The 17,391-nt window shown below is 65.6% G+C and carries 10 protein-coding genes; 6 read left to right on the top strand and 4 right to left on the bottom strand.

Annotated features, from left to right (window positions below; genetic code table 11):
• Nucleotides 1–91 precede the first annotated feature (91 nt).
• From A5625_RS08470 to A5625_RS08455, 4 genes are all read right to left on the bottom strand, one after another.
• Nucleotides 92–460 carry an STAS/SEC14 domain-containing protein gene (locus A5625_RS08470; protein WP_066991511.1) on the bottom strand — a complete coding sequence of 123 codons (369 nt, stop codon included), beginning with the start codon at nucleotides 458–460 and terminating at the stop codon, nucleotides 92–94.
• Nucleotides 461–566: 106 nt separating this feature from the next.
• Nucleotides 567–1,433: a hypothetical protein gene (locus A5625_RS08465; protein ID WP_066991508.1), complete on the bottom strand. Its 867-nt coding sequence runs from the start codon at nucleotides 1,431–1,433 to the stop codon at nucleotides 567–569.
• Nucleotides 1,430–2,677 carry an acyl-CoA dehydrogenase family protein gene (locus A5625_RS08460; protein ID WP_066991505.1) on the bottom strand — a complete coding sequence of 416 codons (1,248 nt, stop codon included), beginning with the start codon at nucleotides 2,675–2,677 and terminating at the stop codon, nucleotides 1,430–1,432. Before A5625_RS08460 ends, A5625_RS08465 begins: the two co-directional genes overlap by 4 nt.
• A gap of 78 nt (nucleotides 2,678–2,755) precedes the next feature.
• Nucleotides 2,756–3,136 carry a DUF1801 domain-containing protein gene (locus A5625_RS08455; protein ID WP_066991503.1) on the bottom strand — a complete coding sequence of 127 codons (381 nt, stop codon included), beginning with the start codon at nucleotides 3,134–3,136 and terminating at the stop codon, nucleotides 2,756–2,758.
• Nucleotides 3,137–4,479: 1,343 nt separating this feature from the next.
• Between A5625_RS08455 and A5625_RS08450 the strand changes: the two genes are divergently transcribed.
• From A5625_RS08450 to A5625_RS08425, 6 genes are all read left to right on the top strand, one after another.
• Complete coding sequence (locus tag A5625_RS08450) at nucleotides 4,480–10,860, top strand: type I polyketide synthase (protein ID WP_066991500.1); 6,381 nt, start codon at nucleotides 4,480–4,482, stop codon at nucleotides 10,858–10,860.
• A complete protein-coding gene (locus A5625_RS08445; RefSeq protein ID WP_066991497.1) occupies nucleotides 10,857–12,197 on the top strand; it encodes an aminotransferase class I/II-fold pyridoxal phosphate-dependent enzyme in 1,341 nt (446 codons plus the stop codon). Before A5625_RS08450 ends, A5625_RS08445 begins: the two co-directional genes overlap by 4 nt.
• Entirely contained in the window at nucleotides 12,194–12,838 is a 645-nt protein-coding gene (locus A5625_RS08440; protein WP_082984326.1) for a GNAT family N-acetyltransferase, read from the top strand. The genes A5625_RS08445 and A5625_RS08440 overlap by 4 nt, the downstream gene beginning before the upstream one ends.
• Nucleotides 12,838–15,648, top strand: coding sequence for an RND family transporter (locus tag A5625_RS08435; protein WP_066991494.1), 2,811 nt, complete (start codon nucleotides 12,838–12,840; stop codon nucleotides 15,646–15,648). The genes A5625_RS08440 and A5625_RS08435 overlap by 1 nt, the downstream gene beginning before the upstream one ends.
• 123 nt (nucleotides 15,649–15,771) lie before the next feature.
• Nucleotides 15,772–16,293, top strand: a complete 522-nt coding sequence (locus A5625_RS08430) for a nuclear transport factor 2 family protein (protein WP_066991491.1) — start codon at nucleotides 15,772–15,774, stop codon at nucleotides 16,291–16,293.
• Nucleotides 16,290–17,390: an NAD(P)-dependent oxidoreductase gene (locus tag A5625_RS08425; RefSeq protein ID WP_066991488.1), complete on the top strand. Its 1,101-nt coding sequence runs from the start codon at nucleotides 16,290–16,292 to the stop codon at nucleotides 17,388–17,390. The genes A5625_RS08430 and A5625_RS08425 overlap by 4 nt, the downstream gene beginning before the upstream one ends.
• Nucleotide 17,391 lies beyond the last annotated feature (1 nt).

Raw genomic sequence — 17,391 nt, 5'->3', positions numbered from 1 at the left:
TAGTCGAGCATGCAGGCATGGCGCATATCGGCACCATACAGATACGCCGTGATGTATGACCAGGGTCAGGTCAAGAGCGTGCGCACGCCCCTCAGCCGGCCGCCCACTCTTTGGCGCGCTCCAGCTCGTCGAGGCCGAACACCGCGAGCTCGCCCGGGACCATCCACGACAGCGCGTGCAGGGTATGGGCCACCCACTCCTTGTCCGACACGACCGCGATTCGCTTGAAAGCCGAATGATGCGGCAGGACAGTGCCCAAGCCCAGCTTGAGGTCTTCGACCAAACCACCACGCCCGAAGCCCTCGTAGTCGGATGCGATGACCTCGACGATTCTTATTTCACCGGCCTTCAGCGCTTCCCCAAGGGCGGGCTTGATCTCGCGCAGTTCATCACCTCGCAGCCGGCCCGACACGCGGATTCCAGTCACGCCGTCCGGCATGTCCGACAGCACCTCGATCATCGAATTCTCCTTCCTCGCGCGCTTTTGAGCTTGTATGCGAGGCCGACGACTGGCTAGTGCCGTAAGTCACCAGCCCGGCATACCAAGTCGCGCCGGCTCGGACGGCTTAGCCGACGATGTCGAACACGGCCGCGGCGGAGGTGACCGCCTTATCGGCGTTTCCCTCGTCATGTAGCAGCATGCGCACGCCGACGCGGCCGGGTCCGCCCGGATGCGCGGTGCCCTCCACCCGGAAGGGCCCCACCTTGCCGCGCGACATGAACATCACATGCCAACTGACCACCTGCAGCTTCTTGGTCCCGGCGACCTGAGCGGCGAGATCGATCGCCGCGGTCTCGAGGACCACGTGCTGTGGTCCGATGTGCAGCGCGGCATCCGGCGACGCGAGTTCGGTGCTCAGCTCGGGCAGGATCCAGTGGCCGTCGCCGCGCAGGCTGGCACCGAAGGCCTGCCACAGCGGAGGCAGGTCCGGCGAGTCCTCGACCACTAGCTCGGTGCCCGAAACATCCATCCTGTCAAGGCCTTCCGGCGGAATACCGATAATGGCGCCCTGCCCCTCGTTGAAGGCGATGACGCGGTCGGGGTTGTCGGCGTCGACGATCGTGCAGCGACCGTAACCCATGGTGCGCCCCTGGTGCACAATGCCCGACCCGACGATCTCGATCCTGGCGACGTCGTAACCGGGGTCGACTATCTGCACCGACGCGATAACCGGATTCGGTACGGCAACCATATCGGTCTGGCAGCCCTCCGGGGAGGAAATGGCCAACGGCGCCACCATGATTCCGCCCGCTTCGTTGCGCATATCGCGACGGATGGTGACGGTGTCGTCGCTCTCCCCGAGGTTCATCGCCGAGTGTTTGCGACCGATGTAGCGGTAGCTGAGCAGGCCGGTCCAGCGCCGGTACAGTTCGTCGCGGTAGGCGTCGGAGTCGCCCGCCAGCTCGCGGATGTCGCGAAGTCGGTCGCTCAATGCCGTTCGCCCCCCGTGCTTTTGCCCCGTCTCACCTGGTTGAACGGCACACCGCGGTCGTCGGCGCGCTCACGGGGGAAGTTCAGCACCCGCTCACCGATCACATTGCGCGCCATCTCGGTGGTACCGCCGCCGATGCTTGCAGTCTGACGGCCCAGATAGCGCGTTCCGATGTCAAGCAGTCCGCGTTCGTCGTCGACGACGCCCGCCGGGCCCGCCACGGCCAGCGCGGTGTCGGTTTCGACATCGTGCACCTCTGCCATGTAGAGCCGGATGATCGAACCCGCTGCGGGCGGCAGGGATCCGCTGGCCACGGCGTGGAAGACGTGCTCACTGAGTTGTCCATGCACGGCGCGGTGCACCAGCGCCCGGCCAACCACTTCCTGAAGTCGTTGATTGCCAGCCTGATTCGTCTTTTCCAGCAGCGACACCAGGTCGACGGAAACGTCGTGCGCCTCAGCGATTCCCGGTCCGCTGGTGTACTCGGACCCGTCGCCCATGGTGCGCCGCTCGTGGTAGAGCTGCCGCGATGCGACGTCCCAGCCCTTGCCCGGTTCCCCGACGACAGCGTCGTCGCCCACGTCGACGTCGTCGAAGAACTCTTCACAGAATTCAATGGAGCCGTTGACCTGCTGGATACGGCTGATGGTGACACCGGGGTGGGCAAGCGGCACCAGGAACATCGTCAGCCCATCGTGTTTGGGCACGTTCCAGTTGGTCCGCGCCAGACACAGGCCGTAGTCGGCGGCAAAAGCCCACGTGCTCCAAGTCTTGGCGCCGTTGATGATCCACCGTCCGTCCCGGCGTTCGGCACGGGTGATGACGCCCGCCAGATCCGATCCACCATTGGGCTCGGACAGCAGCTGCACCAAGACTTCCTCGCCACGCAGCGCCGCAGAAATGTGTTGGCGCTTTTGATCCTCGGTGCCCATGTCGAGAATCGTCGCGCAGCAGATGGCGAAGGACGGCACGTTGAGCAGAAGCGGAGTCTCGTACGCGTGGGACTCGATGTCGAACGCCTTCTTGTATTCGTAGCTCAGCCCCAGTCCGCCATACTCGCGCGGGAAGCAGATCCCGGCGAATCCACCCTCCCACAGCAGCTTTTGCAGTTCTCGAGCCCGGTGCCACGACGACAGCTCATCGCGTTCCAGCAGCGCCGCCTTGGCCGGATCCAGTGGTGGCATATTCGCGGCCAGCCACGCCCTGGCCCGGCTCCGAAATTCCTCGACCGATTCCGACGTCACCGGATGGCCTCTCATTCGAGCGTCGACCTTGTGCTGGGCGACTGTACAGCACCGCCTGTCCGGTGTATAGGTCGGCGCCTAGGAACTGTTGAGATCGACCGCGGCGCGAATGAGCGCCTTCTCGTCGATCGGGTCGCCCTCGTGGAAATCGATTGCGCGTCGGGTGTTGCCGTCCAGGCTGGAGTTGAACAGACTCGCGGGATCCTGCAGCGACGCACCCTTGGAAAAGGTCATCTTCACGACGTTCTTATAGGTCTCGCCGGTGCAGATCATCCCGTCGCGGTACCACACCGGAACGCCCCGCCACTTCCACTCCTCGACCACGTCGGGGACCGCCTGCTTGATCAGTTGCCTGATCCGAGCGAGCGTCTCCCCGCGCCAATCTCCCAACTCCCCAATCCTGGCGTCGATCAGTTCGGCGGGAGACTTGGCTGCGGCGCCGCCGTTAGGGTTGGCCATCGTGGCTCGCTTTCAGTGATGTTGTCGCTCGCCGGACCGTACCTCACCGGATCGTGAGCGCCGGCCCGCCCGCATCGATCATCGCGGCATCGTGTACGCACGCGGATCGTCGCCATGGCTTGCCCCGCCGCGATGGTGCTGCATGGTCATCGGTGCGCGCTGGCGTTCGACACGGCATTGCCGAGCTACGACCCTGGTTTCCCCACCCCGTCGGGTCCCCACCAGAAGGCGGGCCGCCGAGCGCGACGGACGCTCGCCCACGGCGGCGGTCAACGGTGAGGTGCGGCGCGTCGCGGCGCCGGCCTGATCAGTGTTGAGAGGGAATACCCACCCGTCGAGGTGAGGGCCGGCTCACGGCAGGAGATGCTCGGCTGATCCCAGTTTCGGTCCGAGGATGACACTATGCGCAGGGGTTTGAGGACCACGCATTCCCTCGCGAACCTCAGCAATGGCCTGCGGCTACTGAAATATATTTGGGTGCTTCGTTTTCGATCAGCCGACGCAGGGCCGCCACTCGGCTTGACGACGGCGCGGGTGGTGCGTTGAGAGATGCCACCAGTCCGGTGACGACCCCACCAAGGTGCTGAGAGATTACGCCGGCGAGATCCTAGTTTGTTGTACCCCAACATATCTCGATACAGGCAATATCGATATCCGTTGCGCTACAAGGAATACCCGCCCCTGCGACCCAGGCGCCCGGTGCCCGATGCCCGCCGCGAGAGAGCGGCGCTCGAACTCAGCAGCCGGTTGATAGCTGCACCTCCCGCCATCCGGGCTAATGCCCGCCTAGGACATGTCGCGGCAACCCGTCCACGCGGCCAGCAAATTAGGTACGGAAAGCAATCTGGCAACGATATTGGTTTTGCTGCCCGCTGGGAGCTGGCCAAGTTCCGGGAACTGACGAGCTTTTGCATCGCTGCCCGTCCGAATGTACGAGGTCAGAGACGGCTGCAGCTTGACTAGCGCGTTCTTGTGTCGCAACTTACTCTCGGGTAGTGTCCGACGGCGTCCGGCGCGATGCCCACCGGAACGGCTCTCTAGCAACGGAGGTGCCAGGCAGCTTGCCTCGTAATCCCATCTCACCGACGCGTCGTCGACTCAGCTATGAGCCGACCGTGCCCCGCGTTCAGCCGGGCCTCGTCCCACGCTCCCTGACCGACGGGTAGCCATTCCGGGAACGACACATGACGGGTACCTGACGCGATTCTTTCGCACTGCCAATCATGGCGTGTGCATGACGGCACTTGCGCCGCAAAGCGCGGCTTTGCGGCTTTCATCCGAGATATTCACGCGAGGACTCATCGACGAGACCTCAACAGCTTCAGACAGCGAGGCATACAGACGTGGTAGAAGTCGCGATTGTTGGTATGGGATGCCGATTCCCGGGTGGGGTGGCGAGCCCCGAGCAGTTCTGGCAGTTTCTGGTCAACAAGGGCGACGGCATTGTTCCGGTTCCCGCCGACCGCTGGCGCATCGAGGATTACTACGACCCGGACCCCGACGCTCCCGGCCGGATGTATACCAAACACGGTGGCTTCCTGACGGAATCACTGTGGGACTTCGATCCCGATTTCTTCGGTATCAGCGCCCGTGAAGCGTCCGTCATGGATCCACAACAACGGCTGTTGCTCGAAGTGGCTTGGGAAGCCCTCGACGATGCGGGGCTGGCCGGCCGCGTAGCCGGCCGTCCGGTCGGTGTCTATGTCGGCGGCTTCACCAACGACAGCGCGATGTCGCGCGCTACGCAGAACGCGCGCCCTTATATCGGCACTCACACTCCCACCAGCTCGGCGTTCACCCTGCTGTCCAACCGCATATCGTTTGCCCTCGACCTGCTCGGGCCGAGCATGACTATCGACACTGCCTGCTCGTCTTCCCTTGTGGCCCTGCATGAGGCAACGCAGGCGATCGCCCGCGGCGAGTGCGAAATGGCCCTGGTCGGTGGCGTCAACGCGATGTTGCAGCCGGAAACGTTCATCTCAATGTGTAAGGGGCGCTTCCTGGCGCAGGATGGCCGATCGAAGAGCTTCGACGCGTCGGCCGACGGATACGGCCGCGGCGAGGGCGCCGGCGTTGTGCTGCTTCGCCCCCTGACGGATGCTACGGAAAGCCGCGACCGCATCTATGCGGTGGTGCGCGGAACCGGGGCAAACCAAGACGGTCGCACCATCGCCATCACCGTGCCCAATCCCGAATCCCAGGAAAGACTCGCCACCCGTGTTGCCGCCGAGGCAGGGATCGCTCCTGCGGCCATCGGCTACGTCGAAGCCCACGGCACCGGGACTGCGGTCGGCGATCCGCTGGAAATGGAGGCGCTGGGCAACGCGTACGGATGCGTCGAGAACCGCGCCGCCGATCTCCTCGTGGGTTCGGTCAAAGCGGCGATCGGCCACACCGAGGCTGCGGCCGGAATCGCCGGGGTGATCAAAGCCGCGCTGAGCGTCTATCACCGGACCATCACCGGCCAAGCGTGGCTGGAAACACTCAACCCCAATATTCCGTTCGCAGACTTGCGACTTCGCGTGCCAACCGAATGCGAGCCATTTCCCGGCGGCTACGACAAAGCGATCGTCGCGGTCAATTCGTTCGGCTACGGCGGAACCAATGCGCACGCCATCCTCGAGGAGGCGCCGAAGCCCGATGTTGCCCAAGAGCGAAGCACCAGACCGCTGCAGTTGCTGCCGGTATCCGGCCGGACCGAACCGGCCGCGCGGGCGGTAGCCGCGGGGATGGCAGAGGCCGTGGCAACCGACATGGACCTTGATCTGCTCACTGAGGCCGCGTGGACGCGGCGGGCGCACCACCTGACCCGGAAGGCATTTGCCTTCACGGACCGCGAAGATTTGCTCAACCAGCTGCGCGAGTTCGCCGGCGGGCAGGGCCGCGCGGAGCCACGCGTGACCGGCGCGGACGGGCAGCGCCCCGTTTTTGTTTTCAGCGGAATGGGACCGCAATGGTGGGCGATGGGTCGCGGCTTGCTGTCGTCAGAGGGACCATTTTCACGGGTCGCGCGGGAAATAGATGAGGCATTTCAACCGATCTCGGGCTGGTCGATCATCGACGAGCTGCTTCGCGACGAATCGGAATCCCGGATAACGCAGACGCAGTTCGCTCAACCGGCGAACTTCCTCGTGCAGGTCGGGCTGGTCGCCGAACTCGCCGCGGCCGGAGTGCAGCCAAGCGCCGTCGTCGGCCACAGCGTCGGCGAGGTCTCCGCGGCATACGTTTCCGGCGCGTTGAGCCTGCATGATGCCCTGGCGGTGAGCTACCACCGCGCCCGCCTGCAGGCGACCACCGAAGGAACCGGCGGCATGCTCGCCGTCGGACTGTCCGAATCGGAAATAGCCAAATGGCTCCCCGACGACGGCAGCCTGTCGATCGCCGCGATCAACAGTCACACGGCGGTGACCCTCGCCGGGCCGCATGCGGCCCTGGATACCCTCGATCAAAGCCTGCAACACGCAGGAGTATTCGCCCGGAAATTACGGGTGCAGGTCCCCTATCACAGTCACCTGATGGATCCCATTCTCGCCGAGATCACCTCGGAATTGGCAGCGCTCAACCCGAAGGCTCCCGCACTGGCGCTCTATTCCACCGTCACCGCGGCTCGCGTGACGGACGCCAGTTGGGGCGGCAATTACTGGCGCGACAATGTCAGACAGCCGGTTCGTTTCGCCGACACCGTCAATACCATGATCTTCGAGGGCCGGTCGATCTTCTTAGAAGTCGGCCCACATCCGGTCCTATCGGGCAACATCCGCGAAATATTATTGCGGGCCGGCAAAGTCGGTGCGGCGATGCCGACCCTGAGCCGGGACAAGGACGATACGCACAGTGTGATGGAAGCACTCGCGGGGCTCTATGCGGCGGGTGCGCTGGACACCTCTCGTTGCCCTGGTCTGACGGCCCCGACCGACCAGACGCAGGTGGCGACACCGCACGTGGTATTGCCGCGCTATCCCTGGCAGCGGCAGCGCCTGTGGACCGAGCCCGAAACAATCCGCCGGCAGCGGCTCGGCAGTCCCGACGAGTACCCGCTGCTGGGTGCCCGCACGGAGGCTGCCGTCGACGAATGGCAGCTGGAGCTCTCGATCGAGCGGCTGCCGTGGCTCGCCGACCATGTCGTCGACGGTGTCGTCGTCCTGCCGGGCGCCGCCTACCTCGACGCCGCACTCAGCGCCGCGGCGGCACGCACCGGACGCCAGGATTTGGCGTTGGAATCCATACAGTTTCGGTCACCCCTGGTCATCGCCAAACATGCGGTCCCGGTAGTCCAGTTCACCGTGGAACCGACCACCCGCCGGTTCACGATCCGGTCGCGCAACGTCGACGCCGACCTGTGGACGGTCAACTGCACCGGGAGACTGGTCGAGGCGCCCGTTGACGCCGTCAAGGTCGACGTCAGCGTGCTCAGCAATGCCCTGCCGGTCGACGGCGCCGACCTGTATGACGCACTGGCTGCGCGCGGGCTCGTATACGGACCCGCGTTCCGTTGCATTGTGCGCGCGCAGCTTGGCAGCGCGGCCGTGCGTGCCGACCTGGAGATCTCGCACCTGGACGACCTGGGACACGTCGCTCATCCAGCGGCCGTCGATGCCGCACTGCAGTGCGTCGCGCTGCTTGCCGGCTCCGGTACCGATGGTGCGCTCATTCCCTCGGCGGTGGGCACTGTTCGGCGTTACGCGTCCATCCAGGCCGATGCTGTCGTCCTTGTTCGACGACAAGACGACTCCGGGCTGGTCGACATCGTCATCGCGGACCAAACCGGTTCGGTCGCCATGGAATTGGGCTCCGTCGAGTTCAAGCCGGTCACCCCGCCCGCGTCGGTCACCGACCAGCTGGACCGGTTGTTCTACGAGCCGGTGTGGGAACTCGCCGACGATCGTGACCTGGCCGATGCCGCCAGGGAAGCCGCCACAGCGACGTCGGTTGTGGTCTGCCTGGGTGACAAAGTGTCGCGCCGGGTTCGGGCGATCGCGGCCGAGTGTGGAAACTCCACCCTCGTCGACGTGCACGATCCGGCAGATTCCGGCGCCGAGGGACGTATTCGCGACGCCTTGCTGACGGCAATGTCCTCGGCGGGCGATGACGGCGTCCGCCTGCTAGTGATCGCCTCCCCTGAGTGGACTGCGGACGAGAACACCTATGGCCTGGTAGCCATCGCGCGGGCAGCCCAGTTGGCCGCGACCGCAACGAATGTCGCGGACTCCGAGGACCAACCGCGACTGCTGCGCGGCGTCGTGGTGACCGAGAACGCATTCTGCCTTCCGGGCGATGTCGAAGGCGCCGCCATGTCCGTCGCGCCACTGGTCGGGGCGCGACGGTCGCTGGCCAACGAACAACCCAGCCTGCAGTGGCGCCTCGTCGACGTCGGGGCCGGTGTCGGCGATGACCAAGTCTCGGCAGAACTGGTCACGTCGGGGGTCTTCGCCTCCGACATCGCCGACGAGGTCGCACTGCGCCACGGGGCTCGATGGGTAATTCGGCTGCGCGCAAATCTTTCCGAACATCTTGCCGCGCGCAACGAGGCACGTCCCCTGTCCGATCCGGAGACATCGTTCATGGTCGAAGTCCCCGCCAGCAAGATGCTTTCCGATCTCGCACTTCGCGAGGTTGACCGCGTCGAACCCGGGCCCGGACAGGTCGAGGTCCGAATGGACGCGGTCAGCGTCAACTACAAGGACCCGTTGAAGGTGATCGGGCTGCTCACCGACAAGGAGCTTGCGGGAACATATTTCGGTAAGGCACTCGGATTGGAGGGTGGCGGCACGGTCGTCCGTGTCGGCCCCGGAGTCACCGATATCGCCCCCGGAGACAAGCTGGGCGTCGGAGCGCGCGGGATGATGCGCCGCTACATCACCATCGAGCCGGAGGCCGGCAACACCACCCGGGTGGTCCAAACCTGGATCGCCGAACAATGCTGTTCCACGTTGCCCTTCTTCTGCGCCCAGTACGGGCTGGTCGACCTCGCCAACACGCAAGCGGATGAGACCGTTCTCATTCATGGAGCCGCGGGAGGCATGGGTCTGGCGGCGATCCAGATCGCGAAGGACCTCGGCGCGCGGGTGATCGCCACCGCCAGCACCGAAGAGCGCCGCGCGGCAACGCTCGCCGCCGGGGCGGATCACGCGATCGGTTCTCGGTCGGTGAACTTCGTCGACGAAGTCATGCAGCTGACCGATGGCCGCGGCGTCGACGTGGTCTACACCTCGGCGCCCGGCGAGATCGGCGCGCAGAACTTCCGCGTGGCTGCGGAGTTCGGGCGCATCGTCGACATCGGAAAGGCCGACATCTATGGCGGCGGCACACTGGATCTCGCACCGTTCGACCGCAACCTGTCCTATTTCGCCGTCGACATGGATCGCATGCTCAGATACAAACCGGCCGTGGTGCGCTCGTTGACGCGGCAGGCAATCCACCGCCTGTCCGACGGCCACTTCAACTACCTGCCCTACACCAGCTATCCGGTGAGCAGGCTGGCCGAAGCCTTCGAAACGGTCGCGCGATCGCGACACGTCGGCCGTGTCGTTCTCAACTTCGAAGAGCCCGAGCCGATGGTGCGTCCGCGGATCCCTTCGTTCCGAATTGCACCGGACGCCAACTACCTTGTGACGGGCGGCTTTGGCGCCTTCGGTCTGGCTACGGCGAAGTGGCTCGTCGCGGAGGGCGCGCGCCATCTCGTACTGCTCGGCCGCAGGGGCCCGGCGACCGACGTCGCCCGCAGCCACATCAGCGAGTTCGAACAGGCGGGTGTGGACGTCGTCATCGAGACAGTCGACGTCGCCGACTACGACGCGGTCCTCGCGGCGATCACCCGTGCCCATCGGCCCGCCACGCCACTGCGGGGCATCTTCCACACCGCGGGGCTCACCGATAGCCGTCCGATCTTCGAGATCACCCCCGACAGCTTGCGGGAAGTGTTCCGGCCCAAAGTCATCGGTGGCTGGAACCTGCACCGCGCCGCCGAGGAGACCGGAGCCGAGTTGGACGCGTTCGCGCTGTACTCCTCGGTCAGCGCGCTCGTCGGCGGCGCACCCCAGCTGTCGTACTCGGCGGCGAACTCGGCGCTGGACGCGCTGGCGGCAACCCGGCACGCGCAGGGGAAGCCCGCCGTGGCGATCAGCTGGGGTGCCATGGGCGGTGGTGGAATGGCCGAAGCGAGCGAAGAAGCCGTGCGCTACCTCGCGTTGCTGGGCTTCAGTCCAGTCGACATGGACGCCGCCACGCTTTACCTGCGTGAGTGCTTGGTCCTGGGAATCCCGCACGCCGCCGTGATGAAGATCGATTGGTCGGAATGGGCCATGGTCAACGGACCGGGAACCCGCAACCCGCGATTGGTGGAGCACATCGACTCCGCCGCGGCCAGCAGATCGGGAGTAACGGCATTGCAGGCCGAAATCCTGGCGCTGCCCGAAGAAGAACGCCCAGCGGTGCTCACGCACATCCTCGCCGAGCAACTCGCGATGGTGATGGGCGTTTCCAGTGACGCGATCGACGTGCTGAGCGCGCTGCCCGATCTCGGCCTCGACTCACTCATGGCTGTCGAGTTCGCCGCTCGTATCGCGAAAACACTGGGCGTCGAACTGTCGGTGCTCGAATTCGGCCGGGCTGCCGGGCTATCCACCATCGGCGCCCAGCTGGCCACCCAATTCACAGGCGCCGCAACGCCGGCCGATGCCGCGTCGGTGCCGTCAACCACGGTCAAGGAGGCCGCAGCTTTATGACCATCGACCCCCGGGAGCTCGCCCGCGACCTGCTGGCGCGCTCCGCAGGCGGGCGTACGGCCGCTCCGGTCGCCGTTCGCCCTGCGCCAGTCGGTCCCGGCCGGACTCGCACGCTGGCCCGACCGATGACATCGTTCGTCGACCATCCCGACGTCGTGCGGGTGCGTGAGGTATACGGCGGCCTCGACGATCTCTACCGCGCAGCGGAATTGACCAACCCGCTGTTCGAGCCACACTGGGGCTCCAACGGTGCGAGCGTGCACCAAGGCGGCCGCCGACTGATCAACTTCAGCAGCTTCAGCTATCTCAACCTCGCCTCGCACCCGCGGGTCCACGCCGCGGCCAAAACCGCGATCGAGGCGTACGGCACCTCGGCATCGGCCAGCCGGATCGTCTCGGGTGAGATACCGCTGTTCGGGGAGCTTGAGACGCGACTCGCGCACCGCTACGACGTTGAGGCGGCGGTGGTCACGCCCAGCGGGTACGTCACCAACGCAGCCGTCATCGGCTACCTGTTGGGAGCCAAGGACGTCGCGGTGTGCGACGGTCTCGTCCACAGCAGCGTGGTTTCGGGTACCCGCTGGGCCGGCTGCAAACGCCTGACCTTCCGGCACAACGACCCGGAATCGCTGGACGCCGTGCTGAAGATGTCCCGCCGTAGCTTCCACCGGGCGCTGGTCATCGTCGAGGGCTGCTACAGCATGGACGGCGATATCGCCCGGCTGCCCGAACTCATCGCGGTGGCCCGCCGGTACGACTGCTCCATCATGATCGACGAGGCGCACTCCTTCGGCGTTCTCGGCAGCACCGGTCGTGGAATCCGCCAGCACTTCGGCCTTCCCGGCGATGCCGTGGATATCTGGATGGGAACCTTGTCGAAGGCGCTCGGCAGCGTAGGCGGTTTCGTGGCCGGCAACAGCGATCTCATCCGCGCGTTGAAGTACTCGGCGCCCGGCGTGAGCCTCTTTGCCACCGGCCCGGCCCCGTCCACGATCGGGGCCGCGCTGGAGGCCCTCAACGTGATCGACGCCGAGCCCGAGCGGGTCGCGCGGTTACAGCACAATGCGCAGCTGCTGCACGGCCTGGCCCGGACGCATGGGTTCGATACCGGATCATCCGGCGGAACGCCCATCGTGCCAATCATTTTCGGCGATATCACCCGTGCCGCCCTGGCAGCGGTCAGGATGGCGCAAGAAGGGGTCAACGTCGCCATCATCGACTCCCCGTCGGTGCCGGCCGGAGAGGAGCGGTTGCGTTTCTGCGCCACAAGTGATCACACCGACGCAGAGATCGCGTACGCCGTCACGACCCTTCGCACTATCGTCGACAGCTTATGAGGTCGCGCGAAGAGAGTTGGCCGACAACCGGTTCCACTCTGGTGGTGCGCGATGCGGAATGCAGCGACATCAAGGCCATGACGACCGTCCTCACCACTGCGTTCGCCCATGATGACCCGTTCGGCGAGTGGCTGTTCCCCGATCCCCACACGCGGGCACGTCGCGAGCCGAAAATGCTGGCGGCGATGATCCGCCACCGGTTCATCCCGCAGGGCTCGGCCTTGGTGGCGACAATCGACGAACGTGTGGTCGGCACCCTGTTATGGAACGCAAGCAGCCGTAAGTTCCGCCCGATCCATGCAATGCTCGGGGGTATCGCCCTGATCGGTTCAATGGGCAGCCGGGTGTCTGCCGGCATCGCGATGGACTCGACACTCGCAGCGCTGGATCCTGGTCGACCGCACGTCGTCGGCGTGTATCTCGGATGCGCTCCGGATGTACAACGGCGCGGCGTCGGGCGCGCGCTGGTGAATGCCCTTACCGCCCAATGCGACCGAGACGACTTGCCGCTCTATCTCATGTGTAAGGACGCCAACGTCACCTACTACCGGGATTCCGGGTTCGACGTCGTCACCCTCTCGCAGCTGGGTAACGACGGTCCGGTGGTCAACGTCATGGTCCGACCTCCAGATCATCCCTGATGGCGAACTCCGTCCGCTTTGGTCACCGCCTGTCCATCTGGGTGATCGTCGTCTGGCTGCTGGCCACGGGTGCGGTGAATCTCGCCGTGCCGCAGCTCGAGCGCGTGGTACGCGAACACTCGAAATCGTTTTTCGCACCGGACACTTCCGCGGTCAGCGCGGCCGTCCGGATGGGCCACGAATTCGGCGACTCCACCACCAACAACGTGGCTTACGTGGTCATCGAGAGCTCGGCGGCACTGGGCTCCGGCGATCATCAGTACTACCAGCGCCTCATCGACGCATTGCGCGCCGACAAGGCCGACGTCGAGTCGGTGATGGACCTGTGGTCCGACCCCTACTCCGCGCCGATCGCCGAGGCTTCCGACCACCGTGCGGTGACCGTGCTGGTAAGGCTGTCCGGCGATATCGGGGATGCTGTGGCAGCCAAAGCCATTGCCGCCGTGCGACATAACATCGATGGGCTGCAGCGCCCGGGAAATCTCGGGGTCTACGTCAGCGGGCCCGGGGCCAGCGTCGTCGATGAATTCGCGACCATCGAACACCGACTCGCAACCATCACGATCGTCACCGTGATCGTCATTGCCGCGCTGCTCTTCGCCGTCTACCGCTCGGTGACAACCTGCGCGGTGGTGCTCACGACCATCGGTCTGTCGCTGGCAGCCGCTCGGGGGGTGGTGGCGCTACTGGGCGCACTCGGTGTTGCCGAGGTCTCGACGTTTTCCGTGTCGCTGATGTCGGCGATGGTCCTCGGGGCCGGTACCGACTACACCATCTTCCTCATCGGCCGCTACCACGAGGAGCGGCGCCGCGGTGCCGCCGCCGACGTCGCACTGCGCAACTCCTACGCGCGCACCGCACCGGTACTCATCGCCTCGGCGTCGACGGTGGCCGTCGCGCTGTGTTGTCTGGTCTTCACCAAGGTGGGGCTGCTGCGCAGCGCAGGCGTTCCCTGCGCAATCGCGGTGCTGCTCACCGCGATTGCATCGCTCACCCTCACGCCGGCCCTTGTTCGGCTGGCCGCGGGACGCGGACTGTGCGAGCCGAGGCGATCCGATGCCAGACGCTGGCGGCGACTGGGGACCGTGATCGTCCGCTGGCCAGCCCCCATCCTCGCCAGTGCCACCGTGCTTCTTTTGCTCTGCGCCGTACCGGCTCTCGGCTTGAGGCTGAGCTACGACGAGCGCGCCGGCCAACCGGTGTCGTCAGGTTCCAACCGCGGATACCAGGCGGCCGATCGCCATTTCCCGGCCAACGCCCTGCTCCCTCAATACGTCTTGGTCGAGACCGACCATGACATGCGCAACCCCGCCGGGCTGATCGCGATCGAGGGCATCACGCGCCGCATCATCGCCCTGCCCGGGGTCCGCGCCGTCCAGTCCGCGAGCAGGCCGACCGGAGCAGCGCCCGCCGGTGCCGGCCTCATCGACCAAGCCGGCCTCATCGGCCGCCAGATCAAAGACGGGTTGCTCTCACTGCACACCGCGATCGAAAGCATCGACCGCACACAGGCGTATCTCTCCCAGCTCGCCGACGGGCTCAACCAGCTCAATACCGGCCTCGCGGACACGGTCGAGGGTCTGCGCCGGATCAACACCGGCGCATCGAACACCAGGGCCGGCGCCAGCGGGCTGCACAGCATTACGGATTCCATCTCCGAACAGCTCACACCCTTGCGTGACTTCGTCAGCGCCACACCGGATTGCCCGCAAAACGCCATCTGCGCGCTGGTCAACCGGGTGATTGAACCGGTGGACGCCGCGGTGACGAGCACCCGGCAACTCGAGCAGGGCACGTCGCAGCTGGTCGACGGATCCGGCCGGGCCGCTGAATCGCTCGCCGCGGCAAGCTCGGCGATCTCGGCCACGCGCGCCAAAATGGGGCAGGCACGTGCGATGATCACGTCGCTGAGCCTGGATACCGGGTCCGCGCTGCCCGAATTCACCCAGCTCGCCGATTATCTGACCGCGTTGAGCGCTGACTTCGCGGGCAGTCCCGAGCGGGGTTTCTACCTGCCCGAACCCGCACTGCACAGCCCCGGGTTTCAGCGCGCTGCCCAACTGCTCTTCTCACCCGATGGGCACGCGACGAGGTTGCTCGTCTTCGGTGAAGGCGAAGCGTGGGGCCAGACGACGGCTGACCACACGACGAGCATCCGCACCGCGGTACACGAAGCCACCAAGGAAGGAACCCTGCGCAACAACGTCGTGCAGATCACCGGCGTCGGCGCCTACACATCGGATCTGCAATCGACGCTGGCCCGCGACATGTCGCTACTCGTGGCGGTCGCGCTGATCCTGATCTTCTTGGTGGTGCTGCTCCTGATCCGCAGCCCGGCCGCGGCCATCAGCGTGGTCGCGACCGTCGTGTTCTCTTACCTTTCCGCGCTGGGAGCCACTGTCGCGTTGTGGACCGGCCTATTCGGCCAACAGATCCACTGGGCGGTGCCGCCACTATCGTTCGTCGCGCTGGTGGCCGTAGGCACCGACTACAACCTGTTGTTCACCGCCCGCCTCAAAGAAGAGGCGCCCCGCGGGCTGAAGACAGGGATGGTCCGCGCGTTCGCCAGTACCGGCGGTGTGGTCACCACCGCCGGAATCGTCTTCGCGCTGACCATGCTTGCGTTGCTGGCCAGCAGGGTGAGCAGCATCGCCCAGATCGGCACCACGGTAGGCATCGGGCTCGTCATCGACACACTGGTGGTGCGCACGTTCATCTTTCCGGCGCTGGCCCGGCTGCTGGGCCGATGGTTCTGGTGGCCGCATCTCCAGCCGGCCCTCATTCCGGCGAAGGATACGACACGCCGATAGCCGGCCGGGAACGCTCCAGGCAACCCGCGGCCCTGGCCGGACATGGTTACGGGTTTATAGTCCTTGCCGGAAACGTCGCTCTGCCGTGGGTGAGCAAGCGCTGATCAAGAGAATCGAGCCGCAATGACATCGGAGGACCTGGTGGCCGGGACACCGCCGGCGATCGAATCCATCAAGCAGCTCAAAGCCCGCTACTGCCGCTACCTGGACACCAAGGACTGGGCAGCGTGGCGAACGATTTTCGCCGACGATTTCGTCAGTGACACGTCCGAGGCGGGCGGCAAGGTGATCGCCGGCGCCGATGATTTCGTGGCATTCACCCGCCACGCCCTCCACCGGCCGACACAACCCACCGCCCACCAGGTACACACACCCGAAATCGAACTCACCTCGGCGACGACCGCGCGTGGAATCTGGGCGCTGCAAGACGTCGTCCGATTCGGGCCCGGGGTAACCTTGGTCGGCTACGGCCACTACCACGAAACGTATGAGAACATCGCCGGCCAGTGGTTTATCAAAAGCTCCAAGCTAACTCGACTTCGCGAGGACATCGTGACGCCGTTCTTCTCGATCTACGTCTCTCCCCGACTCCGCACGGCGATCAGCAAGATCGCCGGACGGGATGGATCGGTGACGCGCCCATGACAGTGGACACCGTGTTGGTCACCGGCGCCTTCGGGCAAGTCGGTAAGCGCTGCACGCAGATCCTGCTGGAACGCGGCAGAACCGTCGTCGCGATGGATCTGCGCAACGACAACACGGTCGCCATTGAAAAAGAAGTCGCGGCCGGCGCGCACCCGGGCACGTTGATTCCTGCATACACCGACCTACTGGACGCCGAGGCGGTCAACGCTCTCGTTGCCGCCCACGAGCCCGGAGCCGTCGTTCACCTGGCCGCCATCGTGTCCCCACCGTCGTACCGCAATCCCGAACTGGCCCGGCGGGTCAATGTCGGTGGCACCGAGAACCTCTTGGCCGCCTGCGCCGCGCTCCCCCGCCCGCCCCTGTTTCTGATGGCGTCCAGCGCCGCGGTGTACGGATCGCGCAACCCTTACCGTCAACCCGAACGGATCACCCCGGACACCCCCGTGAACCCGATCGACCAGTACGGGCAGGACAAAGTTTTTGCCGAGGCGGCGATCCGTGGCAGCGGTCTGCCCTACGCGCTCTATCGGCTCGCCGGGGTCATCTCGCCGGACACGCAGGCGGCCATCAACGGCGACTACCTCACCCTGATGCGTTCGATGCCCAGCGACAACCGAATTCATGCGGTGGACGCGCGTGACGTGGCGCTGGCATTCGCCAACGGCGTCGACCGCGAGGACTCCATTTCCGGCAAGGTCCTGCTCATCGGCGGCAACGAAACGTACGTGCTGCTACAGCACGCCCTGCAGGACGACCTGATGAGCGCGGCCGGCCTGGGTCCGCTCGGCCCCTCGGCCGGGCTGCCCGGCGACCCGGCCGACGACCGCGGCTGGAGTTTCACCGGCTGGTACGACACCACCGAGGCACAAGCGCTGCTGGACTTCCAGGAGCACGACTGGAGCCAGACACTGGAGTGGATGGCCGAATCGCAGGGCCGCCTGCGGATCGTGCTGCGACTGATCGGCCCGATGCTACGCCCGGTGCTGCGGTCCGTTCTGGTTCTGCAGCGCCGGCTGGAGGGACGCGGTCCGTACGCCGACCCGTGGTCACTGATTGAAAAGACCTACGGCGCAGCGGCATTGGCCAGCGTCGACTAGT

The organism is Mycobacterium sp. 1465703.0, assembly GCF_001672975.1.
Taxonomy (GTDB): domain Bacteria; phylum Actinomycetota; class Actinomycetes; order Mycobacteriales; family Mycobacteriaceae; genus Mycobacterium.
The sequence above is the reverse complement of the archived record's forward strand: the minus strand, read 5'-3'. Positions and strand labels throughout refer to the sequence as shown.

Excerpts from the sequence above, each read along its gene's own strand:
- A5625_RS08455 (WP_066991503.1), bottom strand. The coding sequence starts at position 3,136 with ATGGCCAACCCTAACGGCGGCGCCGCAGCCAAGTCTCCCGCCGAACTG.
- A5625_RS08430 (WP_066991491.1), top strand. The coding sequence starts at position 15,772 with ATGACATCGGAGGACCTGGTGGCCGGGACACCGCCGGCGATCGAATCC.
- A5625_RS08425 (WP_066991488.1), top strand. The coding sequence starts at position 16,290 with ATGACAGTGGACACCGTGTTGGTCACCGGCGCCTTCGGGCAAGTCGGT.
- A5625_RS08435 (WP_066991494.1), top strand. The coding sequence starts at position 12,838 with ATGGCGAACTCCGTCCGCTTTGGTCACCGCCTGTCCATCTGGGTGATC.
- A5625_RS08445 (WP_066991497.1), top strand. The coding sequence starts at position 10,857 with ATGACCATCGACCCCCGGGAGCTCGCCCGCGACCTGCTGGCGCGCTCC.
- A5625_RS08440 (WP_082984326.1), top strand. The coding sequence starts at position 12,194 with ATGAGGTCGCGCGAAGAGAGTTGGCCGACAACCGGTTCCACTCTGGTG.
- A5625_RS08470 (WP_066991511.1), bottom strand. The coding sequence starts at position 460 with ATGATCGAGGTGCTGTCGGACATGCCGGACGGCGTGACTGGAATCCGC.